Source organism: Reyranella sp. (assembly GCF_044224635.1).
Taxonomy (GTDB): Bacteria; Pseudomonadota; Alphaproteobacteria; order Reyranellales; family Reyranellaceae; genus Reyranella.
Genome location: NZ_JBGAKA010000064.1, coordinates 1 through 26,871, shown reverse-complemented (window position 1 = coordinate 26,871; position 26,871 = coordinate 1). Strand labels below are relative to the sequence as shown.

Annotated in this window: 22 protein-coding genes and 1 pseudogene; 15 read left to right on the top strand and 8 right to left on the bottom strand. The window is 66.0% G+C overall.

Features of this window, described 5'->3' with window-relative positions; genetic code table 11:
* Positions 1 to 12 precede the first annotated feature (12 nt).
* The 4 genes from ACILR9_RS34285 (at position 13) to ACILR9_RS34270 (ending at position 8,996) form a co-directional block, all read left to right on the top strand.
* Complete coding sequence (locus tag ACILR9_RS34285) at positions 13 to 7,341, top strand: Calx-beta domain-containing protein (protein ID WP_395714483.1); 7,329 nt, start codon at positions 13 to 15, stop codon at positions 7,339 to 7,341.
* A 181-nt stretch (positions 7,342 to 7,522) separates the two neighbouring features.
* On the top strand, positions 7,523 to 7,732 hold the full coding sequence (locus ACILR9_RS34280) for a hypothetical protein (protein ID WP_395714482.1): 210 nt from the start codon (positions 7,523 to 7,525) through the stop codon (positions 7,730 to 7,732).
* Positions 7,726 to 8,280, top strand: coding sequence for a phospholipase D-like domain-containing protein (locus ACILR9_RS34275; protein WP_395714481.1), 555 nt, complete (start codon positions 7,726 to 7,728; stop codon positions 8,278 to 8,280). Before ACILR9_RS34280 ends, ACILR9_RS34275 begins: the two co-directional genes overlap by 7 nt.
* A 185-nt stretch (positions 8,281 to 8,465) precedes the next feature.
* The gene (locus ACILR9_RS34270; RefSeq protein ID WP_395714480.1) at positions 8,466 to 8,996 is read left to right on the top strand and encodes an endonuclease/exonuclease/phosphatase family protein; all 531 of its coding nucleotides are present in this window, start codon (positions 8,466 to 8,468) and stop codon (positions 8,994 to 8,996) included.
* Positions 8,997 to 9,079: 83 nt separating this feature from the next.
* On the opposite strand, the gene ACILR9_RS34265 is transcribed toward ACILR9_RS34270, so the two are convergent.
* The 6 genes from ACILR9_RS34265 to ACILR9_RS34240 form a co-directional block, all read right to left on the bottom strand.
* Positions 9,080 to 9,754, bottom strand: a complete 675-nt coding sequence (locus ACILR9_RS34265; RefSeq protein ID WP_395714479.1) for an OmpA family protein — start codon at positions 9,752 to 9,754, stop codon at positions 9,080 to 9,082.
* A 232-nt stretch (positions 9,755 to 9,986) separates the two neighbouring features.
* The gene (locus tag ACILR9_RS34260) at positions 9,987 to 10,535 is read right to left on the bottom strand and encodes a hypothetical protein (protein WP_395714478.1); all 549 of its coding nucleotides are present in this window, start codon (positions 10,533 to 10,535) and stop codon (positions 9,987 to 9,989) included.
* A gap of 230 nt (positions 10,536 to 10,765) precedes the next feature.
* On the bottom strand, positions 10,766 to 11,830 hold the full coding sequence (locus tag ACILR9_RS34255; RefSeq protein ID WP_395714477.1) for an Ldh family oxidoreductase: 1,065 nt from the start codon (positions 11,828 to 11,830) through the stop codon (positions 10,766 to 10,768).
* Positions 11,831 to 11,868: 38 nt separating this feature from the next.
* Positions 11,869 to 12,654, bottom strand: coding sequence for a citryl-CoA lyase (locus tag ACILR9_RS34250; RefSeq protein WP_395714476.1), 786 nt, complete (start codon positions 12,652 to 12,654; stop codon positions 11,869 to 11,871).
* 31 nt (positions 12,655 to 12,685) lie between these two features.
* Complete coding sequence (locus ACILR9_RS34245) at positions 12,686 to 13,489, bottom strand: TIGR03084 family metal-binding protein (protein ID WP_395714475.1); 804 nt, start codon at positions 13,487 to 13,489, stop codon at positions 12,686 to 12,688.
* 140 nt (positions 13,490 to 13,629) lie between these two features.
* Positions 13,630 to 13,902, bottom strand: a complete 273-nt coding sequence (locus tag ACILR9_RS34240) for a hypothetical protein (protein WP_395714474.1) — start codon at positions 13,900 to 13,902, stop codon at positions 13,630 to 13,632.
* A 418-nt stretch (positions 13,903 to 14,320) separates the two neighbouring features.
* On the opposite strand from ACILR9_RS34240, the gene ACILR9_RS34235 reads away from it, so the two are divergent.
* The 11 genes from ACILR9_RS34235 to ACILR9_RS34185 all read left to right on the top strand — a co-directional run bounded on the left by ACILR9_RS34235 (position 14,321) and on the right by ACILR9_RS34185 (position 24,125).
* Complete coding sequence (locus tag ACILR9_RS34235) at positions 14,321 to 14,911, top strand: hypothetical protein (protein WP_395714473.1); 591 nt, start codon at positions 14,321 to 14,323, stop codon at positions 14,909 to 14,911.
* A gap of 133 nt (positions 14,912 to 15,044) precedes the next feature.
* The gene (locus ACILR9_RS34230) at positions 15,045 to 15,737 is read left to right on the top strand and encodes a hypothetical protein (RefSeq protein WP_395714472.1); all 693 of its coding nucleotides are present in this window, start codon (positions 15,045 to 15,047) and stop codon (positions 15,735 to 15,737) included.
* Positions 15,738 to 16,032: 295 nt separating this feature from the next.
* The gene (locus ACILR9_RS34225; RefSeq protein WP_395714471.1) at positions 16,033 to 16,581 is read left to right on the top strand and encodes a hypothetical protein; all 549 of its coding nucleotides are present in this window, start codon (positions 16,033 to 16,035) and stop codon (positions 16,579 to 16,581) included.
* Positions 16,529 to 18,271 carry a caspase domain-containing protein gene (locus ACILR9_RS34220; protein ID WP_395714470.1) on the top strand — a complete coding sequence of 581 codons (1,743 nt, stop codon included), beginning with the start codon at positions 16,529 to 16,531 and terminating at the stop codon, positions 18,269 to 18,271. Before ACILR9_RS34225 ends, ACILR9_RS34220 begins: the two co-directional genes overlap by 53 nt.
* 405 nt (positions 18,272 to 18,676) lie before the next feature.
* Positions 18,677 to 20,209, top strand: coding sequence for a caspase domain-containing protein (locus tag ACILR9_RS34215; protein ID WP_395714469.1), 1,533 nt, complete (start codon positions 18,677 to 18,679; stop codon positions 20,207 to 20,209).
* Between the two features lie 43 nt (positions 20,210 to 20,252).
* Entirely contained in the window at positions 20,253 to 21,182 is a 930-nt protein-coding gene (locus tag ACILR9_RS34210) for a hypothetical protein (RefSeq protein WP_395714468.1), read from the top strand.
* 122 nt (positions 21,183 to 21,304) lie between these two features.
* A complete protein-coding gene (locus ACILR9_RS34205; protein WP_395714467.1) occupies positions 21,305 to 21,772 on the top strand; it encodes a hypothetical protein in 468 nt (155 codons plus the stop codon).
* A 10-nt stretch (positions 21,773 to 21,782) separates the two neighbouring features.
* Complete coding sequence (locus tag ACILR9_RS34200; RefSeq protein ID WP_395714466.1) at positions 21,783 to 22,202, top strand: hypothetical protein; 420 nt, start codon at positions 21,783 to 21,785, stop codon at positions 22,200 to 22,202.
* A gap of 45 nt (positions 22,203 to 22,247) precedes the next feature.
* Positions 22,248 to 22,943 carry a hypothetical protein gene (locus ACILR9_RS34195; protein WP_395714465.1) on the top strand — a complete coding sequence of 232 codons (696 nt, stop codon included), beginning with the start codon at positions 22,248 to 22,250 and terminating at the stop codon, positions 22,941 to 22,943.
* Positions 22,940 to 23,416, top strand: a complete 477-nt coding sequence (locus ACILR9_RS34190; RefSeq protein ID WP_395714464.1) for a hypothetical protein — start codon at positions 22,940 to 22,942, stop codon at positions 23,414 to 23,416. Before ACILR9_RS34195 ends, ACILR9_RS34190 begins: the two co-directional genes overlap by 4 nt.
* Positions 23,417 to 23,519: 103 nt before the next feature.
* Positions 23,520 to 24,125: a glutathione S-transferase family protein gene (locus ACILR9_RS34185; RefSeq protein WP_395714463.1), complete on the top strand. Its 606-nt coding sequence runs from the start codon at positions 23,520 to 23,522 to the stop codon at positions 24,123 to 24,125.
* Between the two features lie 94 nt (positions 24,126 to 24,219).
* Here ACILR9_RS34185 and ACILR9_RS34180 read toward each other — a convergent pair.
* A pseudogene (locus ACILR9_RS34180) lies at positions 24,220 to 24,984 on the bottom strand (VOC family protein).
* 576 nt (positions 24,985 to 25,560) lie between these two features.
* A complete protein-coding gene (locus ACILR9_RS34175) occupies positions 25,561 to 25,905 on the bottom strand; it encodes a Rap1a/Tai family immunity protein (RefSeq protein WP_395714494.1) in 345 nt (114 codons plus the stop codon).
* Positions 25,906 to 26,871: the final 966 nt, after the last annotated feature.

The window sequence follows — 26,871 nt, the reverse complement described above, 5'->3', positions numbered from 1 at the left end:
GGAGACGGGGTCATGGCAATCAAGAATTGGGCTGGTTCTTCCGGTGCCTGGGAGACGGACGCCAACTGGGTCCCGCTCGGCGTCCCGGCGTTCGGTGACGACGCATTCCTGGCGACCGGCTTCGCCACCCTCAGCACCACGATCACCGTCAACTCGATCGGCATCAGCGGTGCGACGCTCGACATCAAGAACCCGGGCGGGACGGCGACGCTGACGGGCGGGCTCACCATCACCGAGCTTGGGCGACTTTCCCTCGACGCCAACTATCTCGGCGGCCAGGGCGGGAACAGCCTGATCATCGGCGGGGTGCTGACGAACTCGGGCACCGACATCAACGGCCTGAATATCGGCAACATCGGAATCACCTCGGCCGACACGGTGACGGCCAGCGGGCTGATCAACACCGGCCGGATCAACATCGTGGGCAGCGCTACCGCCCAATCCACGCTGAACATCACCGGTGTCGCCGGATTCGGCACGGCGGGACTAGAGACGGGCGTTGTCTATCTCCAAAGGAACGCGCTGCTGCAGTTTGCCAGCGGTCAGATCGTCACGATCGATGGGCAGGTGTACCTGGATGGCGCAAACGCGCGCATGGCGATTGCCAGCGACACGTCGGCCAATTCGGCGTTGGTAGGCTTGCAGACGGTCGTCGGCGACTTCCATCTGCTGAACGGGGCCTCGGTGGGTCCGACCAGCGGTGGCTTGAGCATCATCGGGGGAGGCCGGCTCGGACTCGACGCGCACTACATCGGCGGCGCCGGCGGCAGCTCGCTGACCGTCGGCGGGGTGCTCACCAACACTAGCACGAACATCAACGCCCTGAATATCGGCAACAGCGGCATCACCTCGGCCAACACGGTGACGGCGACCGGGCTGGTCAACACCGGCCAGATCAACATCATTGGCAGTGCCGCCGCCCAGTCGACGTTGAAGATCAATGGAAATGCCGGGTTCGGAACGAATTTGGTGCAAACCGGGGTCGTCTATCTCGAGAGCAATGCGCTGTTGCAATTCGCGGGCGGGCAGATCCAGACGGTCAACGGAACCCTCTGGCTCAATGGCAAAGATGCCCGCGTTGCCAACAACAGCGATCCGGCGACGAACTCGGCTCTGACTGAACTGAAGACGGTTGCCGGCACCTTCAATCTGCAAAACGGGGCGTCGGTCACGAATCCCACCTTCGCGGGCTTCAACATCACCGGCACGGGGCGTGTCGCCCTCGACGCGTCCTATATCGGCGGCAACGGCGGCAGCACCCTCACTCTTACGGGCACGCTCACCAACTCGAGCACAGACATCAACGCGCTCTCGATCGGCAATTCCACGATCACATCGGACGTCACGATGTCCGCTGTCGACTTGATCAATAGCGGGCAGATCAACATCGTCGGCAGTACAACCGCGCAGGCCACGCTGCGCCTCGCTTCCCTGGGCGCATTTCAGACGGCGACCGGCTTCGTCCATCTGCAGAACAATGCCCTCCTGGAGTTCACCGCGGGTGGGGCGATCCACACGGTCAAAGGCACGCTGTGGCTGGAAGGCAAGAATGCCCATGTCGCCTTTACGGGCGCCACGTCCTCCAACTCGGCCCTGACCGGCTTGAGCGAAGTTTCCGGCACCTTCGCGCTGGAAGACGGCGCCTCGGTGGGCAAGACCACCGGTGATCTCAGCATCACCGGCACCGGGCGGGTCGCTCTCGACGCGCCGTATCTCGGCGGTTCCGGTGGCAGCACGCTCTCCGTCGGCGGGCGACTGACCAACACCAGCACCGACGTCAACGCGCTCGACATCGGCAACAGCTCGATCAAGTCGGCCGATACGGTCACGGCCGTGTTTCTGACCAATACCGGGCGCATCAACATTATCGGCAGTGCTGTCGCCCAATCGACGCTCGACATCACCAAGGGTGTCGCCTCCATGGGCACGGCCGGTGTGGCGACCGGGTTCGTCTACCTCGAGAACAACGCGCTGCTTCAGTTCGCGAGCGGGCAGTTCAATACGGTCGCCGGCACGCTCTGGCTCAACGGCCAGAATGCACGGGTCGCCAACGCCGCTGCGTCGTCGACCAACTCGGCGCTGGTCGACCTGGCGACGGTATCGGGCAGCTTCAATCTGCAGAACGGGGCGTCGGTCGGCACGACCAGCGGCGGTCTCAGCATCACCGGCACCGGCAGGGTGGCGCTCGATGCGAATTACCTAGGCGGCAACGGCGGCAGCACGCTCAAGATCGGCGGCACGCTCACCAATACCAGCACGGACATCAACGCACTCAATATCGGCAACAGCTCGATCAAGGCGGACGTTACCGTTTCCGCGACGCGCCTGAACAATAGCGGGCACATCAGCATTGTCGGCAGCTCGACGGCACAGGCGGCGTTGATCGTCGACGGCACCGCGGGCTTCGGCACCGACGGATCCCAGACTGGCTTCGTCTATCTGCAAAACAACGCCCTGCTCCAGTTCGACGGCAGCCAGATCGATACGGTCAACGGTACGCTGTGGCTCGACGGCAAGAACGCCCGCGTCGCCAACGAGTTCGCCTCCGCGAGCAACTCGGCCCTGAACGAGCTTTTTCACGTGTCGGGCAGCCTCAACCTCCAGAACGGTGCGACGCTCGGCCAGACCAGCACCGGCCTGACCATCAGCGGGACGGGTCGGGTCGCGCTCGATGCGAACTACATCGGCGGCGCCGGTGGCAGCCTGCTCGCCATCGGCGGATCGCTGACCAACAACAGCACCGACGTCAACGGCCTCAATATCGGAAACGTGTCCATCACCCTGGACGTCACGGTGACGGCCAGCGCGCTGGAAAATGCCGGCACGATCCAGTTGACCGGGTCGGGTACGCACAACGCCTTCCTGAAGATCGCGAACTTCACTGATAATACCGGCGTCATCTTCGTCAATGGCGGCGGCGTTCTCGAAAACCCGGGCGCGGGCGCGCTGTACAGCACCGGAGCCCTGAAGCTCGCGGGGGGAACGATCGACTCGCCGAGGGTGACCCTGGACAGAAGCGGCACCCTGACCGGCAAGGGAACCATCGACGGCCTGGTCTTCAACGATGGCTACCTCGAGGCGACCGACGGTGTGCTCGTCGTAACGGGTGGCATCCTCGGTGCGGGCCTCAACAAGATCGGGTCCAACGCGACGCTGCAGCTGGGGACGGGATCTCCCGACGCCGTGTTCTTCAATGGCGTCTCGGCGACCCTACGTCTCGACACCCCGGCAGCTTTCAAGGGAACGATCGTGGGCTTCGACGCCCTCGACAAGATCGACCTGCGGGGCATTGGCGGCGGCACCAGCGCCACGGTCGACTCCAAGAGTGTCCTGCATGTCCTCAACTCGAGCAGCGTCGAGATCGCGTCGCTCCAGCTGACGGCCTCGAACATCGGCCAGTCCTTCACGGTCGGCTCGGACGGTGCGGGCGGCACGATGATCACCGGCGGCGGCATCACGCCGGGTGCGACGGTGCACAACGGCGTGTTCCAGATGTTCGGACCGTCGAACTACGATTACACCAGCATGTTCCCGGTGCTGGCGCTGGCCACGTCGGCGACATTGTCGAACATCGACGTCGGCGGGCTCCGCCAGAAGTATATCGTGAACTACTCGAACGGCATCCAGGTCGAGTTCGATGGCAGCGGGCTCAAGCTCGGGGCGGGCGGCCAGTTCGCTCCGTCGGCCGGTAATGTCGACACCATCATCGTGTCCGCTGCCACTGGCGGCGGCCAGCCGATCAAGATCGCGTCGTTCACCAGCGATGCAGTGAACGGGCACGCCATGCTGGAGCCGTTCACCTCGACGATCCTGACCGGCGGGACAAGCTACTACCACCGGCTCCTCGACGGCGACAACCAGATCATCGGGAGCAACAACGACGACTTCATCGTCGACAATAAGGGTATCAACACGATCGACGGCGGGTCTGGCTCGGACACGCTCTATTTCGGGCCGGCCGTCACCTACCTGCAGGTAACGTCCGGCGATCAGCCGGGAGATCCTCTCGGCATCGGCTCGGCGATCTACGTCGACGATCTGGGCGCCGATATCTGGAAGGCGATCGAGAAGCTGAACGCGGCGACGCAGCTCAGCAACGCGGCCGGCTACAACGATCACAACAACCAGGGCACCACGACCAACACGACGAACAAGGGCGGCGCCTCGGGCGAACCGCACTTCACGACCTTCGACGGCACCTACTACGACTTCCAGGGCGTCGGCGAATTCGTGCTGGCGAAGTCGACCGTCGTGGGCGACACGTTCGAGGTCCAGATCCGCACGTCGCCGTACTTCGGCAGCTCGGCGGTCACGGCGATCAACGAGGTTGCCGTCAAGATCGGCAGCCAGCGCGTGACGTTCGACCAGGGCCGGGCCGATCTCGTCTGGGTCGATGGTTCGGCGGTTACCCTGGTGAACAATACGTTTGTGCTGGCCGAGGGTCACATCGATCTGGTGTCGCCGGGCCGCTACAACGTCGTCGACGATACCGGCCGGACGGTCCACGTGCTCGCCTGGTCCGGCGCCTATTTCGACGTCAGTGTCTCGCTCGGTGACGATGCGGCGCCGGCGACGGTGCAGGGTCTTCTCGGCAACAACGACAAGCTTGGCAGCAACGACTTCGCCCTGAAGGACGGCACGGTGCTGCCGATGCCGCTTTCGACGGCGCAGCTCTACGGCGCCTTCGCCGACGCCTGGCGAGTTGCGCAGGCGACGTCGCTCCTCGACTACGGGGCGGGGCAGACCACCAGCACTTTCACCAACAAGGCGTTCCCGGAGCAGGCCCTCACCTTGGCCAATCTTCCGCAGGACGCGGTAGCGCGGGCTACAGTGCTCGCTTTGCAGGCCGGCATCACCGACCCGGGCCTGCAGCAGCAGGCCGCTTTCGACTTCCTGGCGACAGGCAATCTCGACCTGATCACGCTCACCGCCAACCAGCAGCAACATGGTGCTCGGACGGTCACCCTAGCCCAGTTCTCGGACGGGACAGCGGGCTTCCCGCTGGTGGGCATCTCGGCCATTGCGCCCGAAGTGGTGGAGGCGCAGGGCAGCACGACCGGCGTGGCGTTCGAGATCTATCGCACCGGGGACACGTCCAGCGGCTCGACGATTTCCTACGCTGTCGTTGCGCCGGGGGCAGGCTACTTCAACGCGGCCGACTTCGGCGGCACCTTGCCGACCGGCCAGGTCACCCTGTTGGCGGGGCAGAGCTCGGCGACGATCACGATCAGCATTCCCAATGCAGCCATCACGGCCGCGTCGGAAACGCTGCGGGTCCAGATTACCAATGGCGGCGGCATCCTGGTGTTCGGCGGCACGGCCGACGTCGACGTGGCCAACAACACGCCCGTCGCCGGAACGCATGCCAGCCCGGCCTTCGAGAAGCTCTTCGGCGCGGGCGTCCTGAGCCACGTCGGCAACAGCTGGACGCTCAATCTCGGCGCCTTCGTGCAAGGCCAGCAGGTCGAGAACCTGTTGCTTGCCGTCGCCAACCTGGTCGCCTCTCCGGGCAACGACCTGTCCGGGACGTTTGGCCAGGCGGGCAGCGGCTTCACCCTGACCGGCGCCAACGCCTTCGCCGGCCTGGCGGCGGGAGCGGAGAAGGGGTTCTCTGTGGGCGTCGATACATCGACCCTGGGAGCCCGCAGCCTGACGCTCACGCTGCACGCCAGCGAGAGCAACGACACCGGCTTCTCGGCGGCGCTCGCCGATCAGACTCTGACCATCTCCAGCACGATCGTCGCCGCCGGCACGGCGGTAGTGTCGATTGCCGCGGCGTCTGCCGACAAGCCGGAAGGCAACAGCGGCACGACGGCGTTCACCGCGCAGACCGTCGCCTGGTCGATCGTCGGTTCCGGATCCGATGGCGCCGATCCGCCCGACTTCGGTTCCGGTCCGCTCGACGGCGGCACGGTGACGTTCGCTGCCGGTGAGACGGTGAAGACGGTCTCGATCCCGGTCGTCGGTGACACCGAGATCGAGGCCGACGAGCAGTTCACCATCTCGCTCAAGGACCCCTCGGCGGGGCTTGCGATCCAGACAGGGTCGGCCATCGGCACCATCCGCAACGACGACGGCGCGCCGCCGGCCGTGTCGATATCAGCGGCCGCTTCGGTCAAGGCGGAAGGCAACAGCGGCGCGACGGCCTTCACCTTCACGGTGACCCGCACCGGCAGCGCCGCCGCGGGCGCGTCGGTGAGCTATGCGGTCACCGGCTCGGTCACCAATCCCGCCAATGCCGCCGACTTCGTGGGCAATGTCCTGCCGTCGGGGGTCGTCAGCTTCGCGGCCGGCGAGACCACCAAGACTCTCTCCATCAACGTCCTCGGCGATGTGACGGTCGAGCCGGACAACGGCTTCATCGTCACGCTCGCCAATCCTTCGGCCGGCCTGACGCTCGGCGCGGCGAGCGCCAACGGCACGATCCTGAACGACGACCTGAGGCCGCATGACGATGCCTACGTCATCCTGCAGGGCAAGTCGCTGACCGCCGCCGCCGCGGTCGGGGTGCTGAGCAACGACGAGACCACGCCGCCGGTGACGGCGACGTTGCAGGCCAACGCGACGCACGGGCAGCTGCAGCTCGGGGCGGATGGCGGTGTCACCTACACGCCGACCGGCACTTTCGCCGGCATCGACAGCTTCAGCTATCACGCCTCAGGCGCCAACGGGGCTGGGGGCGATGGCCAGGCGACGGTCTACATCGTGCCGGTCCAGCAGGCCGGAGGATCGACGACTCTGAACCTGCTGGCGCTGACCGCCGAGCAGCAGATCGCCTCGACCTATGCGGCCTTCTTCGGTCGGGCCGCCGATGCCGGCGGGCACGGATTCTGGGTCGGCCAGTTCGTGCAGAACCTGCCGACGCAGGGGGCGGCGGCGCTGTTCTCCAACATCGCCAGCTCGTTCGGCATCAGCGAGGAGGCCAAGGCGCTCTATCCTTTCCTGGCCAATCCGTTCAACGCGACCGACGGCCAGATCAGCGCCTTCCTCGACAGCGTCTACAACAACCTGTTCAACCGCTCGTCGGATGCCGGTGGGCTGGCCTACTGGACGGGCGAGATCAAGGCGACGCTGCAGGCCGGCCAGTTCGTGGGCTCGGTGCTGATCAACATCATGAGCGGGGCGCAGGACACGGCGGCGGGCAAGGACATCACGACGCTGATGGGCAAGGTGGCGGTGAGCCTGGAGTACGTGCACGAGCAGCAGGCGCACAACACGGTCTGGGCCGGGGCGAGCGACGTCGCGGCGGCCACCGCGCTGCTGGACGCGGTGACGGACGCGCCGCAGGCCATCCTGACGGGGATCAGGAATGCCGAGACGCTGATCGCCAACCACGTCTGAGCGGTCGCGAACCAACGGGCGGCGCCGCGGTGACGAGCTGCGACGCCGCACTGGGGCGACGTTGCGGGCAGGCAACCTGTTCAACCGATCGTCGGATGCGGGTGGATTGCTTACTGAACCGGGCAGATCCAGCAGGCTCTGGTGAGGCGGTCAGTTCGTCGGCTCGCTGTTGGCGAGCATCATGAACGGCGCGCAAGACACGGTGGCCCGCAAGGACATCACGACCCTCATGGATGAGATTGCCGTGAGCATCGCCTATGCGCACGAACGGGTGAGGCTTCATGATCTCAAGGTGGGGATCGCGCGTACCCAGCCGCCTTATGGCGACGAGCCGGGGATCCAGGAGGGCCGGCACGCCAGCTCCGTCGGCGGCCAGAGCTCGAGGTGGTGATCGTGGCGCACGACTCGTTCCTGGAACGGCACACCATGCGCAATGGCAGGATCCGCTTCTGGCGCGCCCTGCGCGCAGCCGGCGGTGGGCGCGTGCGCCTGCTCTATCCTCATGTCGAAAGGGAAGGGCGGGCAACGGACACCATAGTGCACTCCAAGGTGATGGTGATCGACGACCGTTTCCTGCGTTTTGGGTCGGCGAACCTCGACAACCGGTCGATGGGCACCGACACCGAATGCGACCTGGCTGTCGAGGCGGCCGATGGCGAGGACGGATGCGCCCAGCGCGCCGCGATCGCCGGCCTGCGCAATCGACTGCTCGGCGAGCATTGCGGCGTTTCAGCCGAGCGCGTTGCAGCCGTGCTTGCCGCCAGCGGCTCTCTCGTGCATGCAGCCGATACCTTGTCTGACAGCGGCCACAGCTTGCGCCCAATCGACGACGGCAAGCCTGATCGCAGCGTCGTCGCTTGCATGATCGGGCGGCTGGCTGATCCGCCGCACCCCTTGCAGCTCGGCAAGTGGACGGGGCAGCTGTGGGCGCTCGGCTGAGCGCAAGGGCATGCGTGGCCCGGGCATGGCGTTGGCGATTGGCGGGCTGGCTGCCCTGGACCCGACAGTGACTTGGCAAGTGACCGACCTTTCCCAGTTCACCGAGCCGGCGCGGCTGCGCGACATTCTGTCGGAAATCGCCGCCGAGCGGGGCCCGGGCAGCCCACATCGGCGATCCGTTCGACGTGCTGCAGCGGGCGCTCGGCAGCCACGGCGTCGGCGCCCGGGCGATCAGCACCGCGGATGGCGACTATGGGCAGGCTCTGATCAGCCGCTGGCCGCTGGTCAACACGGAGATCCACGACCTGTCATTCCGCCGCCGCGAGCCGCGTCGCGCCATCAGCACCGACATGGTAGGTCCGTTCGGCTCGATGCGGATAGTCGCCACTCACCTCGGACTGTCGCTTCGCGAGCGGCGAAGCCAGATCAACAAGCTCCTGGCGATGCTCGGCGGTCGCGACGATCCGACCCTGGCGATGGGCGACTTCAATGACTGGTTCTGGGCGGGCTCGGTGCGTCGCAACCTGGCGCGCGTCCTGCCCGATTGCAGTCGACACCGCACCTTTCCGGCGGTGCTTCCGCTGTTCGCGCTCGACGGCATTTATCTCTGGCCGTCGGGATTGCTCGTCGCCTCCTGGACCGATCCCGAGGCACGCACCTTGTCCGATCATCTCCCGGTCATCGCCGATATCGATCTTGGTCGAGCGAACGCGTGAGGGGACGCCGCGAGTTGATATGCGGCCGCCATGACGCCGCCGCCCTGGGGGCGGCGTCGCATCGATGTCGAGGGAAGAGACGGTCAGCTCGGACCGATCGGCCGGCCGGGCCACCGATAGCCGGGCGCCGGCAGCGGGATCTTGTTGGCGATCAGCGAATTCTCGAGGGTCGGTATGCCCTCCTGGTAGTTGCCGGCCTCGCACTTCGAGATGGCCGCCGCTTCGGGTGTGTCGAGCTGCGAGGTGCGGAACTCGCGCCACTTGTCGCTGAGCGCCTTGCAATAGGAACGCGGGTCCGCGAACACGGTGCTGACCACCGTGCCGCCGCCGCCAACCACGATTTCGACGCGCCGGTTCTGCGGCTCGCGCACGCCGTCGCCGGTCGGCACCAGGGGACGGGATTCACCGACGCCAATGGCGTCGATCGACGTTGCCGGCACGCCCTCGCGCATCAGCGCGTCCTTCACCGCATTGGCGCGCCGAAGCGACAGCGCCATGTTGTAGCTCTCCGGTCCGGAGGTGTCGGTATGGCCGGTCGCGGTGATGCGCACTGCTCTGCGCGCCTTCCAGGTGCCGGCGGCCTGCTGGATGGTGGTGAGCGCCTGGGGCGACAGGTTTGACCTATCCCAGTCGAAGAACACCATGTAGCTGGTCGCCGCGGGAGGCGGTGGGGGAGGCGGCGGCGGGGGTGGCTCCGGGGTGCTGCAGGCGCCCAACAACGCTGCCGCGACGAGGACGGCCGTGATCTTCATGTACATGACAAGTCTCCGTGGTGGGAAAGCAGGTCCCCGCTTGAGCCGGACTCTTTCCCGCCGACCGTAGCGGGCGTCTGCGCGCCACCCCGGTCTTTCTCATCGTGTGACGAGCAAGCGCAAGCGAGTCGGAAATGTCTTCGCCGCCTGGTGCCCAATGACACACCCTGTCCAGATCGCAGGGTTCAACGCCATCTTATGTCAACGGTTCCACATTCGTGGCACGAGACAGCCACATTCACTCGGTGAAGACGTTGCCAGCCTGATCGACGCTCACGACGATGCGCGTCTTGCCGCGCAACGCACTCGCCTTCCAGACGCCGTTACTGCCTTGGCTAAGCATCTGCACACCCTTGTAGCCATCGGCTTCGATGGCTGCTCGGGCCGTTTGTTGCGACTTCTCGTCGGGCGCTGCCTCCGGCTTGTCCGTACCGGCACTGCCATCGGTTGTGGCAATGCCGTTCGCATTGGCCTTGCTGTCCGATACGCCAGGCTTCTCGGGCAGCGGCTGCCTGTGGGTGATCCGGAGCGGCACAGGGGGGCGAGCGGTATCTACCAAGTCGGGCTTGGCTGCAGGAGCAGGAGGTGCGGGGGCGACTTGGGCGGGAACGGCGGCAACGGCTGGAGCGGCTACCGGAGGCACGCTCACTTGTTGCACCGGCATTTGAGGTGCCGGCCGCACAGTGACCGTTCCGACGCTGCGCGTTGGCGTCGAGATCAACATGCCGGCACCAGCGGCTCCAGCCAGCGACGTGAGCACAACGGACGCAACCAGAGCAGTTTTCATTATCGTGGGCCTGCCTGTTCGTTGTCGTACCGTTTCAGGACGGTACGAATCGACAACGACATGGCAGGTTGGAAGTTGCCGGTGGGCCGTGAAGAGCAAGGATTTCCCCCTGCGCTCGTGAATGCCACGATTCAATAGCGCGCAGTGGTGTCCTTATCGTGGCATCCGCGTGTCCCAAGGCTGCGTGGCGGTTTGAAACGGCTGCCTTTTCCAGCCGGCAGGGACGTGCTCTAGCCCTCCATGATCCACACCGCGCCTGACGCGAGCGCGACCTCGCGCACCTTGGCCAGCAAGTTGGGTCCGACCGGTATACCGGTCTTCATCCGCTGCGCTGCGGTGCGCCGCTCGGGATCGCCCGCGACCAACACCGGCCGGCCCGCTTCGGCTGGCTTCGTGGCACGCAGCGCGTCGCAGAATGCGGCGACCTCGGCGCGAAACTCGGCAGGATCGCGGAACAGGCCAGGATCGATCGCCAGCAGGAAATGGCCGATGTCCATCGTGCCAGGTTTCTTGGTGTGAGCCGGGTCGGTCACCATGGTGGCGCCGGACAAGGCCGACGACAGGATGTTGACCATTGCCGAGAGACCGTAGCCCTTGTGGCTGCTGCCCTCCGGCGTCCCGCCAAGGGGAGTCATGAAACCGCCCTTGCTGACCTCGCGCGGATCGGTGCTGGGCTTACCTTCGGCGGTGACTAGCCAACCGAGCGGCGTCGGCAGGTTCTCGTTGGCCTTGTTGCGGATCTTGCCGGCCGCCACGGTCGTCGTCGCCATGTCGAGCAGGAAGGGCTCGCCTGGCTTGCCTGGCGCGCCGAAGGCGATCGGGTCGGTGCCGAAGCGTGCCTGGGCGCCATGGGTCGGCGCCACCTGGATGCCGCTCGCCGAGGTGGTCACCATGCCGATCAGGCCGGCCTCGACCGCCATCATGGCGTAGAAGCCGCAGGCGCCGAAATGCGCCGAGTTGCGCACCGCAACCATGCCGATGCCGCTCGCCTTCGCCTTCTCGGTGGCGAGCTCCATGGCGCGACGGGCATTGGCATGGCCGAGGCCCCCACCCCCGTCGATCACCGCCGACACGGCTGTCTCGCGCGTCGTCTTGGGCGAGGCCCGCATGTCGATTTTGCCGAGACGCCGCCGCTCGTCATAGGGCGGCACCATCGAGATACCGTGCGTGTCAATGCCGTGCAGATCGGCCCAGCTCATGATCTCGGCGGTGCTGGCTGCCGTTCCTTCGGGCATGCCCCAGGCCTGCAGGATCAGCTCAAGCTGGCGTCGATGGGTTGCATAAGGCGCAGGCATGTTTCTCTTCTCTCCTGTGAAATTGCGGTCCGGATCGGTCAATCGGGCTGGCGGATATGCCGGCTCGCTTCTTCCTCGGTGCGTAGCCAGACTTCGTTGGCGATCGGACGCTCAGCTTCCTCCATGATATGGCCGACCAGCCCGACCGCGCGCGCCATCACGCCGAAGCCACGCACCACCTTCCAGGGGAAGCCGAGTTCACAGCACAGCGCGCCGATCGCGCCGGTGGCATTGACCGGCAGCGATTTGCCCGAGAGTCTCTCAGCCTCGCCCGCGATCAGGCGCATCAAGCTGCAGTAGCCGCCGTCGAGACCGCATTCTTCGGCCACCAGGAACAGCCGCGGCGCGCGCGGGTCGACCGGCTTGTGGATAGGATGGCCGACGCCGGGAAGGATTCGGCGGGCGTCGGCATAGGTCTTGGCCACCTCGCGCGCCCTGGCCTCGAGGTCGACCCCGGCCGGCCCGTCGGGCAGCGTCTCGTAGAGCAGGCGCGCCGCGGTCTCCATGCTGCCGACGAACACCGTGCCGAGCCCGCACAAGCCCGCAGCAACGGCCGCCTGCATCGATTCGGGAGCCCCGGCATAGGTCAAGCGCGCGGCGATGGCGCTCGGCGTCAGGCCGTGCTCGACCAGGGTGACCAGGATGGCGTTGAATACCCGCGATTGCTCGCGCGTCGGCATGCGGCCGGTGAGCTGCAGGTAGGAGAAATCACCGAGATTGAGCTCGCCGATCACCTCTTCGGGCAGGCTCTTGCCGCGCACGACGATTTGCGTGCGGTTGCTCCAGGCGATGTCGGAACGGATCGGTTGCGGCGTACGGGCCATGTCTTTCTCCGGCGGACGGACTGTGCGGAAGTCAGGCGCGCCGACCCGTCTCAGGGGCGGCGCGATGGCGCGAGCCGGGCGCCGGCGGTGTTTCGGGCGGGCCGGCGAAACACTGGGCGATGCTCATCCAGTGCCGGGCCGTTGGTCCGGCGATGTGCAGATCGGTGTCGGCAGCATTGCGGGTCTGCGTCACCACCTGGCAGAAGGCGAAAGCGTCTCCGGTCACAGCTTCGTTCGCCGAGGGCGTGTTCCACGTCCAGCTCTCGCCAAATGGTGTCGCGAGGTTGATGAAAGGGCGGATGGGAGGCACGGGCAGGCCGCGATTCCGGTAGGCCCAGCCGAAGGTGCGCACGCCGATCTCGGCGATGTTGCGCAGGCGCGGCGAGGGCGCCGGCCGCTCGACGCCGAGCAGGTCGTAGATCGCCTGGCTGTGCGCCCAGATCTCCATCTGGCGCGCCGCGGCGAACATGCCCAGGCCCATGTCGGGACCGGCCCAGACGAGGCGGGCCTCGGGCGCCTTTTCGGCCAAGGCCGCACACAGGGCGTCGAGCGTCGCCCGCCATCGGTCGAGCAGGTCGGGGCCGGCCAGGCCGTTCAGCCGCTGCTTGGTCTCCTCGAGGCGGCTCGGACTTTCGGCCCGCCGGGCGCGGACGTCGTCCATGAGGGCGCGGAATGCCTCGGGGGACGTCGCCGAGGCCAGTCCCATCCGATCGCCCATGTGCAGGTGGCGCACGATGTCATCGACCGTCCAGGCCTTGAACAGGGTGGCGCGTTGCCAGTCGGCGCGACCCAGCGATTTCAGCAGCCGGTGCAACTCGTTGGCTTCGTCGCGCAAGTCGGTAATTTCTTTGAGCAAGCTCAGCGGACCCGGATCGGATTAAGGGCCGAACATATTCGCAATCCCGGCCCAGCCACCATCACGGATCGTCCGCGCTTCTGCACCACGGTTCGACGCCGGTGGCCTTCGGGGGGCGGTTACCCGAGCGTCTGCCGATAAGCGCGCGCACTTGGCTCGTCGCGCATGACGTAGATCGTCGCGTAGCGTCTGTGCCGGGCACGTAACGCGTGCATGCCGTCCAGAATCTGGTTCGCCAAGGCGTAGATCGTCTCGACCCGACGCCCCGCCGCAAAATCTGTTGGATTGTCCCGCAATCGCCCTTCAGCCTCGTCAGCGTCGTCCGCCATTCCCTCGAGAACCCGCTGAAGAAAGTCCATGCGTCGTGAGTCGATTCGCAAATCGTCCTTCACTGTTGCCCCCAAACACCCCGCAGTCCCCAACGTCCAGCCTGATCTTCGTGGATCGCAAGGATTCCCGCAAGGATTGCGCCACGTGGGACGGGGGAAAGCAGGGCCTCAGAAGTGATTGTTTCGCTGGTCGGCTGGTTCGAGGGGAGGCTTCGGTTGGTCTGCCTGCTGTCCGGGCTTCGAGACGGGCTTCGGCACGCCGGCGGAAGCGGGCATCATGCGCTGGGACCATGCCATTCCAGTGGCGCTCAAGAGAGATCCAGCAGGGAGAGCGCTACTGGAGTGGCGCGGTCCCAGCGACCTGCAGTCAGCTGAGATCGGCAATCCCCCTCCAATCGCCAGCAATCGTTTTGCGGTGGGGCTGGTGGTCTTTTGCGCCACCGGCGCCAGGACGGCGCCGACCCAAACCAAGGAGAGACGAATGTTCACCACCAAGCACATTGCCAGCCTGATTGCTGCCTTGGCGCTGCCGGTGTTGGCGGCGACCGGCGGTCCGGTTGCCGCTCAGCCGGCTGGAGATGCCTTCGACCGTCTGCGGGACAGCGAGATATCAGGCCGTCAGATCGGCTGGGGCAAGGCGGGCACGCTCGAAGCCTTCAAGAAGGCCGTCGAGACCGTCAAGCCGATGGTTGTCGTATTCGGCAGCCGTGAGTCGAGCTATTCGCAGATGCTTGCCCAGAAAGTGCTGCCGTGCCCGCACCTCAACCAGCTCGCGGGCATCGCGGTCTTCGTCTATGGCCCGCCACAGGAGGACGAGTTCGCCCGCCGGATGGCGCTGCATCTCAAGCTGACCGATTTCCCGACGATCAGCGTGATCGCGCCGCGCACCGACGTGCTGACCGAGATCTACCGCATGGAGGGTTTCTTCGACGCCGAGACGATCGCCCGCGACCTGCGCATGGCGTTCGAGCGCGGCGGTTACTGGCCGAAGGGATTCTCCCCGGCGGCGCTGCCGCAGCACAAGCTCGCCTACCCGAACATGATCTGCACGCGTGACGCCGCGCGGCGCTGACTGCCCGGCAATTTCCGGCAACGAGGAGCAATCCGCGGCAATCGGAACCGCGATTCGATTTGGTCAAGGTGATGTGAGCAGCGCTGGCCGGTCCTGGCCCGGCGCCTGCCGCCAACCAAGGAGGACAGGAGACATGATCAGGAACTACGTTATTTCGCTGCTGGCCGCTGGCCTGCTGATGCAGGCGACGGCGGGACAGGCCAAGGACGCCGCTGACGAGGCCCTGTGGGACGCCATTCAGGAGGACTTGCAGCCGCAATCCGTGCCGCCAGGCTACGTTTTCGATTTCGTGCAGCCGCTCGCCCGCGGCGATGAGGACAGGCGCCACTACGTTGAAAGGCGCATCGAGATGCGCTTCAACCGCAAGCCCGGCGCGCCGGGCAAGCCGCCGCTCGAGGTTGGCTGGGAAGGCTACCAGTACTACGTGTTCAGCACGGCCTCGGCGGCTGCCAAGTTCGCCCTGACCGAGCCCGAGGCCGTCGAGAACCTCAAGAACCTCTACGGCAAGGACGAGGACATGGAGCGGTTCGACCCGCGCGCCTGGCGCACCACGTTCACGGTCGAGGTCAAGACGGCGAACGGCACCCTGCTCAAGCTGCGTTGCATCCCAGCGGACACGCTGATCGGCTGCTTGGCCTGGACTGACAAGGCGCCGGCCGTCATCCATCTGATGCTGCAGGAGTCGAGCCTGCGCATCGCCCACAGCGACGCCGAGCGTCGGACGATCGTCGAGACCCGGGTGCGCGCCGAGGCGACCGGCCTGCTTGCCGCCGCGCAGGCCCATCTCGCCTGGGCGCTCGCCAAAGCCAAGTGGGTCATCCGCTAGAGCCGAAGCAAGGTCCGATCGGCCGGGAATGGACCCATCCCGCGTTCCTCCCCCGTTCATACGAGGTTCAAACGGGGGAGGTGCGACACATCCCATGAGCACCACTGGAGTGGCGCGATCCCGGCGAAGATGTCTTACCCGCCTGTCAAATTCCCGGCCCCCGCCCGTCTGGCAGGTAGGTAGGCGGGGCCGCGTGGTGCGGCGGCTGCCATCGTCCTCGTAACCGCCGCAAAACGCGGCGACGCCACGCGGCCGTTCCGCCTCCCGGATTTCCGCCATCCAACAGGAGCCTTTCATGCGCAAGACAATTACCACCGCCCTTTCGCTCGCCTCGCTGTCGGTCGGGGTTGCCGCCTCGGCGGCACCGAGCTCTGTCGACATCGCTGCCGCAAACGAGGCGATGCGGGCCTTCATGGCCCAGCGCCAGAACTGCGGGGACAAGATCGTCACGGCAATCGATGTTGACCCTCCGCAAGGCGGCTTTGCCGCCCCGCTGGATGCCAGGCAGGCCAAACCCCACACGCTCTACGTCGTGTCCAGCGGGTTGGAACCGCACTGGAGCGGGCAAGGCGACAAGATGACCGAGGCCGATCGGCTGAATGGCCTGCAGTGGAAGGGACGCGTGCAGATAGTCGCCAAGGCGGCCCGCCACATCGCGGTGACGCGCGGCGGCGGCGGGCCCGATGGCGTGTGGTCGAAGTGGCAGTCGAATTTTCCTCTGGGGACCGTCGAGGTCGAGCAGCGCAATGGTGTCTGGTCGACCAAGGAACACTGGCAGGTGCTGGACGCCCTTGGCCGGTTCGGCAAGCAGCGGCGGCCGTCCTGCTCGGAAGTCCCGGCGTAGCCACCAACCGGCGATTGATGCTGAAAGCAGACTCGCTACCATCGCCGTTCGCACCAGGGTGAACTATACTGGCGGCCAACGGCGACAGACCATGGTGTCACGGTATTTCGGTTCTGGCGAGACGGAGCAGCCCCGGGAGTCGGACGGCGGCACGGAAGCATCCGCGCCGTCCGCCGGCGAGCCGCGCATGGCGTTGCTCGTCGGCAATGCCCGGTATGCCCGGGGCGCACTCAGTAACCCGGTCAACGACGTCCGTCTGGTTGGCAGCACCCTCAGCCGGCTCGGTTTCACCGTCACCATTCTCGAAAATGCCGACAAGCCCACCTTTCACGGCGCGGTGATCGATTTCTGCACCCGCCTCGAGCAGGCGGGATCGGGTTCGGTGGCTTTCTTCTACTATGCCGGCCACGGCATCCAGCACGACGGCACGAACTATCTGCTGCCGGTCAAGGCCGAGATACCGTCGAGCCGGCATCTGCCAGCGGGTGCTCTCCGGGTCGACGAGATCGTGGCCGAGCTGGCGCGCATGCCTCGCAAGGCCAACGTCATCGTGCTCGACGCCTGCCGCAACAATCCGCTGCCCAACATGGCCGCGTCCTCGCGCGACGTGACGCAAGGCCTGGCGGCGCTGAGGCTGCCGGCCGAGGGCATGCTGGTGGTCTACTCGACGGCTGCCGGCGAGGTGGCCGAGGATGGCGACAAGGACCGTAGTCCCTATGCCACGGCGCTGGTCGAGGCCCTGCCGGGCCTGCTCGAGCGCGGCCGGCGCATCCACGACGTTTTTGTCGAGGCAGCCGACCGTGTGCGTCGGACCACGGGCGGCAAGCAGAAGCCTGCTCTGTACATGCATGGCTCGCTGCCGGCCCTGGAGGAGCCGGAGGCGCGGCGCCCGGAGATCCCCGAACCAGGCGCGGCGCCCGCGCCGACGGCGCCGCGACGGCAACGCTGGAGGAAGCCGCTGGCCTGGATGGTCGGCGTAGTGGCCACGCTCATGGCACTTGGGTGGGCAACGCTGGCACTTGAATTCGGGCCGTTCCCCGCCACGAGACAGCTGATCCGAGACATGACGGAGACCCGGTGGGAGAGATTCAGGTCAATGCTCGGCGAGGAGTTCCCGGCGTCGCTTACACCTTCCGGTTATCGCTTCGCCTTTCCCACGGGCTTCTGTTGCATGACCGCGAGCGACGAGAGTTACGGCATTGAAGCTCGCTCGAGAGACTTCTTCATTCGCGACGATCTTCCGAAACCCGCATCGAAGGAACCATTCAACTCGTGGGAGGGCTACAATTACATCTTCTTCACCGATGCCAGCCAGGCTGCGAGGTTCAAGCTTTCGGACATCAATTCCGTTGACCTCCTGAAGGTGATGCTCGGCACCGACGAAGAGGCCTCCCAGCGTTTCAGCGAGCGGGCGTGGCGGGGCACGATATCGGTAACCGTCTCGTCGCCACCGGAACCCGCCAGGGAGTTGCCGTGCTACGTCGCCGATACCTTGATCGGCTGCCTGGCGCGCTCGCCCAACCCTCGGGTGCTCTATTACCTGATGCTGCAGGAGCCTGCCCTGCGCATGGCGCGGACCGAGGAGGCTCGCCAGAAGCTCGTCCAGGCGCGGGTGCAGAAGGAGGCTGGCCTCCTGATGCATGCGGCCGAAGAGCATGTGAAGTGGGCGGAACGAATGGCCGGCCTCTGAAGCGTCGGACGAAGGCCAGAGCAGGGCCTGCAGGGCATTCTCATTTCCAAAATACTCCGTCAGCCCGAGCGGAGCCGTCTGAAGGCCGGCGCAGTCAAGGGACCTTGTCTCGCAAATGCTGCAACAAGAAAGGTCCCTCCACTGCGCCTCGCTGTGCTCGGCTTCGGTTGGGATGACGGCATTTTTTGCCATGCGCCTTGGGAGCCTTGGAGGGGCCAGTGTCACGGTGATTGAATCCCGCAGGTTCCTGTCGCCGGCATCGCCGTCCGCACCGGTGTGACTTATAATGGCGGCCAACGGCGGCGGACCATGGCGTCACGGTATTTCGGGTCTGGTGGGACGGAACAGCGGCAGGTACGGAACGGCAGCGCGGAAGCGCCCATGCCGCCCGGCGGCGAGCCGCGCATGGCGCTGCTCGTCGGCAATGCCCGGTATGCCCAGGGCGCGCTCGGCAACCCGGTGAACGATGTCCGCCTGATCGGCGGCACACTCAGTGGGCTCGGCTTCACCGTCACCATTCTCGAGGATGCCGACAAGCCTACCTTTCACGGCGCGGTCGTCGATTTCTGCACCCGCCTGGAGCAGGCCGGATCGACCTCAGTCGCCCTGTTCTACTATGCTGGACACGGTATCCAACACGACGGCACGAACTACCTGCTGCCAGTGAATGCCAACATTCCGTCGAGTCGGCACCTCGCCGTGGGCGCACTCCGGGTTGACGAGATCGTGGCCGAGCTGGCGCGCATGCCGCGCAAGGCCAACGTCATCGTGCTCGATGCCTGCCGCAACAATCCGCTGCCCGACATGGCCGTGTCCTCACGCGACGTGACCCACGGGTTGGCCGCGCTGAAGCTGCCGGCCGAGGGCATGCTGGTCGTCTATTCGACGGCGGCCGGCGAGGTGGCCGAGGATGGCGAGAGCGACCGCAGCCCTTACGCCACGGCCTTGGTCGATGCCTTGCCGGGTCTGCTCGAACGGGGGAGGCGCATCCACGATGTTTTCGTCGAGGCGGCGGACCGGGTGCGCGAGGCGACTGCCGGAAAGCAGAAGCCGGCCCTGTACATGCATGGTTCGCTGCCGGCTCTGGCGCAAACGGAGCGCGACGCCGCCGTCAGCAAATCGAAGGACAAGCCGGCGGAGGACAGCAGCGCGCCGATCTTGCCCTTACCTCAACCGTCAGAAGCGCAGCCCCGCCGCCGGCATTGGCGACGGCCGCTGGTCGGACTGTCCGCGATCGCGGTGTTGGCGGTCATTGTCTCGATGACGTGGCTTGGCGGGTGGCGACTATTCGACGGCACGGCCGCCAACAACCCGGCAGGGGAGAAGCGAGATCTTGCTTATGTGCTGGCCACCGAGTTCCCCGCCTCGCAGATACCCTTCGGCTATCGCTTCCACTTCATCGAGCCGTTTTGCTGCAGTGGCGACGAAAAGGAAAAGCGCCTCGGCATCGAGAGTTATTCGCGCGTGTACTTCGTGCGAGACGATCTTCCCCAACCCAAGCCCAAGGCCGGCATACCGTCATGGGAGGGGTTCAGCTACATCGTCTTCACCGACGCCAGCAAGGCAGCACGGTTCACGCTTGCCGATCTCGATTCTCTTGGGCTCGTGAAGCTGTTGCTAGGCGACGACGATGTGATCGCCAAGCATTTCAACGAACGTGCATGGCGCGGCACAATCACGGTCCAGGTCGCTTCGCCTGCAGCACCGTCCCGGGAGTTCCCCTGCTATGTCGCTGACACGCTGATCGGATGCCTGGTGCGATCGCCCAATCCGAGGGTGCTTTACCAGCTCCTGCTCCAGGAGCCGAATTTGCGTACGGCGCGGAGCGACGAGGTCCGTCAAAATCTCGTCAAGGCGCGGGTGCAGAAGGAAGTTGGCCTGCTGATGCTTGCTGCCGAGGAGCATGTAAAGTGGGCGGAGCGGCAGGCCGGCCGCTGAGAGCGCCCGGACAGCGTCGCCGTCACAACCGGATCATCGCCCCATGACCGCCATCCCCAATCTCTATCTCAAGTGGCGCGCCTTCCGCGAGCTGGCGGACGTCAACGATCCCGACAACTGGATCGGCAATCACGTCTTCAAGACCGAGGACGGCGCCCAGCGCTTCTCCAAGCTGCTGCGCGGCGATCTCGGCTGCTCGCCGGTGATCGCCCAGGACCTCACGCGCTTCATGAACGACTGGATTGGTGTGGCACGCTCGCGGGCGGAGAAGGCGGCACCCGCTGACGGACCGGCAGCGCCGGCCCTCGAAGCGGCCGATCTCGAGCTGCCGGTCCTGACCTTCGTGACTCGGCTGCTGGGCTCACTGGGGGGTGCGGCGACCCGCAATCTCGATCGCGCCCACCAGGCGCTGCTGCGCGATATGACACTGGAGCCGCCGCGCGGCCACGACAATCCACGCCTGGTCGTCGAGCGGTTCTCGGCCACCCGCTCGTTCGGCGGCGACGTGCAGCCGTCCGGCGGGACCGGGCCGGTGGTGTTCGAGGTCGGCAAGCACAAGGGTCAGCTGGCGGTGATCGTCGCCGAGGAGGCGCCGGTCGCCGCCTACACTTTCTTCACCCGCGACCCGGCGCCGATCGGCAAGCACCTGTGGGATCTGAGCTGGGGCGAGACCTTGCTCTGGCTGCCGGCGCCGATCGTTCCGACCCTGAGCGACGGCCGGCTGCTGCTGCTGCGCCAGGCCGAGCCGGTCAACCCGATGCCTGGCCGCTTCATCGTGACCTGTGCGCTGGTATGGCAGAAGGAGGCGATCGCCCGTCTCGATCCGCGCGGCGCCGCCCCGTCGGCCGGCATCATGGACGAGGGCGAGACCAGCCGATTCCTCACGAATCTCAGGCGCTTGACCGAGGACAAGCTGCGCAAATGGACCGGCGCGGTCACGGTCGCCCAGGCAGAATATGTCGTGAAGGCCTGAAGATGACGGCCGGCGCGTCCGGCAGCAATCGCCGGCAATGGCCGGCAATCGCGGCCGGAAGGGTGCCTCCGTATGGTCCGCCCCGCGGCTGGCAGGAGCCAGCCGGATGGAGGCAGAACACCATGAGAAACATCGTTCTTGCGCCCGTGATCGTCATCGGATGCGCCGTGCTGGGCGTCATCGTCGGCGCGCTCTACTTCGGCGCCGTGCTCGGCGTGCCCGACTGGATGGCCAACGCGGCCATTGCGGCCGACGACCTAGGACGCCGCGCCAGCTTCCCCGCCTTTGCCTTCGGCGTGCCGGCGGGGGCGGTGATCGGCGTTCGCCTCGTCCATGCCTTGTGCGGCGACGAGGAAACCTTCACGGACATCGTCGCCATGATCGCGGCGGGCCTGGTTGCCCTGCCGTGTATCGCACTGCCACTTTACGCGTCTGCCGAGCCGGCGTTCAAGGTGCTGGTGCTGATGGGCGCCAACAAGACGGCGACGACCCTGGGTTACCTGTCGATCCTCGGCGTCGGCGCCCTGGCGTTCGGATCGAACAAGCTGATCGACGCCTGCGCGGTCCGTCGGGTTTCCACGTCCAACTAGAGGTCCAGCCATGAAAAATCTCGCGATTGCTGTTTTCATGCTCGTGGTTTGCGTCGCCGGCACCGTGATCGCCGCGGCGATCTACTTCACCGCCGCCTTCGGCGCACTCGGCTGGCTCATCGATGCGACCGCGTACCGGATCGGCGACGCGGTCGGCTCGACCACCACGGCGCTGGGCTTCCCGGCGGGTGTCGCGGTGTTCGGCCTGCTGTTCTGGGACCGGCTTGTCCGCGACGACGGCAAGCCGGACTGGGTAGCGCGCGTCGTGGTTTTCGCCTTCGGCGTGCCGCTGGTCGTGGGTCCGCTGTTCCTCGCCGGCATGATGGCGCTCGACGCGGTGGCCCGCTTCAAGGCGCTCGGCTTTCTGGCTGTCGTTGGCTTCCTGGCCCTCGTCGGTCTGCTCGAGCGGTGGTCGCAGAAGCGGGCGTGAGGATGCCGTTCATCCCATTCGTCGCAATTGAAGGAGGTCGTCGTGATGATTTCACGCAGGTTCGTGGTAGCCGGTTTGCCGGCCGCCGTCTTGGCGCAGGCGCCTCTGGCCCACAGCGCCACCCGGTGCACCGCCGCCGATGCACGGGGCTATCAGCAGTGCGTTTCCGGGCTCGAGATCGGCAAGATGCAGACGGTACGGCAGCGCTGCCGCGATTGGTGCTGGGCGGCCTGCATCCAGGCCGTGTTCTCCCTGCAGGGTCGCGAAACGGCGCAGGAATGGGCCGTCGAGAAGATCTTCGGCAGCAGCAAGTGCCAGGTCGACGGTGACGGCGCGAACGCGCCGCAGATCATCCGGGCGATCAACGGCGAGTGGATCGACCAGTACGGCTTCAAGTTCCAGGCCGGCGCCGAGGTGCTGCCCGATGCGGCGCTGGTGGTGTCGACCAGCGTTCCGGGACCGGGCGGCAGCCCGGCCACCGACATGGCGACGCAACTGTTCTTCAACGACGGGGCCAAGCAGCTCGTGTCAGAGCTCGACCGTGGCCGACCGCTGATCATCGGCGCGGCCGGTCATGCCACCGTCCTCACCGCGGCGAGCTACGTCAAGGACCGCTCCGGCCACATCCGGCTCACCGAGCTCACCGTGCGCGATCCCTGGCCCGACAGTCCCAATCGAAGGACTCTCACTGCCGACGAGGTGCGAGGAGCCTTCTTCGTCGCCCGGGTCTGGGTGCGATGAGCACACCGGCCGACACGACGCCGCTGAACATCTGGTCCCGATCGGACGAGGAGATTGGGCGCCTGATGTCGCATTTCGCGCACACGCCGTTCGTCCTGGACGGCGTGACCTTCGGGTCGGTCGAGGCGTTCTACACCTGGCTGATCGCCAGCCCGGTCAGGCGACCCCGGGCGGCGCCGCTTTGGGGGCCGCGCGCGAAGCATGTGGCGCCGCGCCGGCTGCCGACGCACTTCGATTACCATGGCCGCACCATAGCCTTCGAATCGCACGAGCATCACCTGCTGATCCTCGAGGCCAACCGGGCCAAGATGGCGGCGCATCCGGAAATCGCCGAGGCGTTCGCGGCGACGGCGCCGCGCCCGATCCTCCACGAATTGCCTGACAAGGACGACCGCCATGATGTGTTCTGCTGGATCATGAACACGCTGCGCGACGAGTTGGTGGCGCAGCGAGAGTCGGCTCGGCGCGGATAGTCGGCCGGCACGAAATCCGCTGGGAGCGCACCTTCTCGGCAAGTCGCTGGCTGACAAGTTGCACTGGTTCCGGCGGCGGATGCAGGCTTACAGTCTTGCCAGCATGTTGCTCATCGGAGTCAATCGCTCGCCCTACACGCGCCGCGTCGCGATCACGCTCGATGCGTACGGAATCGCCTACCGGCAGGAGGCCGTGTCCGGATTCGGCAATCGAACGGAAGTGCGCGCGGCCAATCCGCTGGGACGCATCCCGGCGCTGGTCCTGGACGATGGCGAGGTGCTGGTCGACAGTGCCGCCATCATCGACCATCTCGACGAGGTGCACGGCCGCGAGCGGGCGTTGACGCCGGCGGCGGGCGCCGACCGCCGTGCCGTGCTGCGGGTGGCGGCGCTCATGATGGGGGCGTGCGACAAGCTTCTCGCGGCCGCCTACGAGCGCAACCATCATCCGCCGGAGAAGGTGCATCAGCCGTGGATGGATGACTGCATCGCTCAGGCGACCCATGCCCTGGGCGCCGTCGATGCCATGATCGAGACGCCGCGCCGCTACCTGCTGCTGGACCGCCTCACGCAGGCCGACGTCACGGCCTTCATCGCCGAGCGGCTGGCGCGCGGCCTCGGCGTCGACATGTCCGCTCGCCTGCCGCGCCTGCATGCTCACGCTATGACGTTGCTCGAGGAAGAGCCGTTCCGGGCGACCGAGCCTTAGTCATTGCTGGGAGCGCGCTACTCCGATGGCGCTCATAGGGTCTGTGATTCACAAGATGAGCGTCATCGGAGTGGCGCGCTCCCAGCGAGTCAGGTCACGCCTTCGCGCTGACCAGGGAGAACATCGCGCCTTGCGGGTCGAGACCCTGGACGATCCACTCGCCGCCCGGCACTTCCATCGGCCCGTTGATCACGGTGCCGCCGGACTGCTTGAGCCGTTCCATTGCGGCGCCGATCGCATCGACCCGGAAATAGTACGTTCAGAACGGCATCGGCACCTCGGCCGGCTTGGTCATCATGCCGCCGATCGTGTCGCTGCCCGAGTTGAACAGCTGGTAGCGGCCCATGGCGCCCATATCGAGCGCGTCGGCCTTGGTCCAGCCGAACATGTCCGCATAGAAGGCGAAGGCCTTCTCGCCGTCGCCGGCCATCAGCTCGTGCCAGCCGATCGCGCCGGTCGCCGTCGGACCGCCGGCCGGGCGTGGCATCTCGGACTGACCCTTGAACAGGGAGAAGGCAGCGCCTTGCGGATCGGCCACCATGGCGAAGCGCCCGATGTTGGGAATGTCGGTCGGCGGCACGTGGATGGCGCCTCCCGCCTTGGCGACGCGCGCGGCCGTGGCATCGACGTCGTCGACGCCGACATAGCCGACCCAGCCCGGACGCGCGCCGGCACTGCAGGCTTCGGGCGGCAGGGTCATCAGACCGGCCACCGGCATCTCGCCGGTGAGGAACATGGTGTAGGCCATGTCGGGCTGGCTGGCATCCTGCGGCTTCCAGCCCACCACCTTGCTGTAGAAACCCTCGGCTGCCTTGGCATCGGTGGTCATCAATTCATACCAGACGAATGTATAATCCATCGTAACCTCCTGTATTAATTACATAATTAGAGTTACATACTCACAAAGTACCCGGTTTCTAACCCGGTTATGTGATGCGTCGCGCTCTTGCCTAGAGGACGTTCACGAACCGTCTGTTTCGACATCCTGCGACGGGCTGCCGCACGAGCGCTCTCCCATGACGGACCTAGAGCGGGGCAGAGGGCAGGGCGCCTACCCAATCTCACGGCGCGACAGCACGAAGTCTGGCCCCCGGGCCGTCGCATGACGGGACGTGTCAGCGTCGATGCGCAGACACAGACGCGGCGGCTCGCAGACACGGGGCCGTGGACGGCGAGAGCGCTCGGCGGCGCCCAGGCCGAAGGCCCCCCGGCGGGGGGACCACCCTGCGGGGAGCCCTGCCAATAGCCCTCCGCTCCCCGTTTCCTACAAATCCGCAGCCGTTCGGCCCCTTCGCCCTCAGAGGCCCCGGCGGCACTTCGGCCTATTAGGCGACTTCCCGGTCGTGCCCTCCAAAAAAATTGAAATCAAAATTTCGGAACCCTCTGCCTTGCCAGCCTGCGCTTACGCCAGCGGCGGCTGTGATGGGCCGTGCCACTAGTCCTTACACGGCCATGTGTTTCTCAAGACGAGAACGACAACGGCTCGAAAGTCCCGATGAAGCGCCTGCGGGTTCAGGTCGAGAAATTGGACCACCAACTTTGCCGCCTGCTGAACGTTAACCTCCGATGGTACACACGACCGCATCTGCGGATTGAACCCGCCGGCCATTCCGAGAAGGCCGTCAACGATGCCTGCGCAAAAGCCTGCCTCGAAAAGCTGTGATCTGATCACCTTCGGATCGTTGGGGTCCCAGTCTGCCACGACGCGGCATCCCGGCAAGATCGAGTTGGCTGAATGATTACTCACCGGCTGAGAGTAACCGGGCGTGCAAGGCAGCATCAGCCCGGTCAAAAGCGCCCCAACTACGCAGCTTGTAAGAGCCTTCACCAAAGGCTCACTCCACCACGTTGCCGCCGCGCCGCCCTACGATGGTGCACACTCGGCGAACAATCTCGCGAGGGGTGCCGGTGCCCGTATAAAACGCGCTTGGTGGCGGCGCATAAACCGCTGTGCGCAACCCCCATTGATATCGACCACTAGACACTTCCGTTTCCACTTCAAGCACCCATCGGCCGCGCGCATCTTGGCCATCGTTTTCTAGCGTGAGCCCGGCGCACTCGGGAGACGCCGCGAACTCCGCGCGAACCGCAACGCGTGACGGGCTGTTCTTGCCGCACTCACTCGTGGGCGGGGCACCCTGACACCACGGGAGAATGACCATATTTGGATCAACCGGAGCATCGGCGACAGCCGTTGGCGCAGCAAGCAAAGCAGCCAGCGTAGCTACTACACGCCCAGCCATCACGCCCCCCTCACAGACAGCATCAGCCACCAACGTCTCTAACTCCCGAGCAACCGTGAAGGTTGCCTGCTACGCGCGAGCGCCGTCGAGCCCGGCCAACGCCGCGTTCATGGCGCGGACATCGTCGGGAACCCGCTCGATCCTCCAGCCGGGAGCAATGCAGCGGAGAACTGCGTTGATCACGCTCGCGCGGGCGGCAGCGGAAAGGCCGCCTGTCGCGGTGCCTTCTATTGCGATGTCTAGGACGCCGCGCAGTACGCTAGAGGAGGGCTGTCGAGCGTCATCCGCCCGGCGCACGGTGGCCGTGTACTCCCCCGGCGGGAACTTGATGGCCAAGCTCAAGAGGCACAGCAGTAGGTCCTCCGTAAGCGGTGTTCTGACCGCATCTTCATAGACGGCTTGTGATTGTTCATCGTCGGCTCCGAGGCAACGAGCGGAGTGGAAAAATGTCGGACACAGAGCTTGCGTCGAAGTCGGAGCCGGAGGCCCGGTTGGAGTTGGTC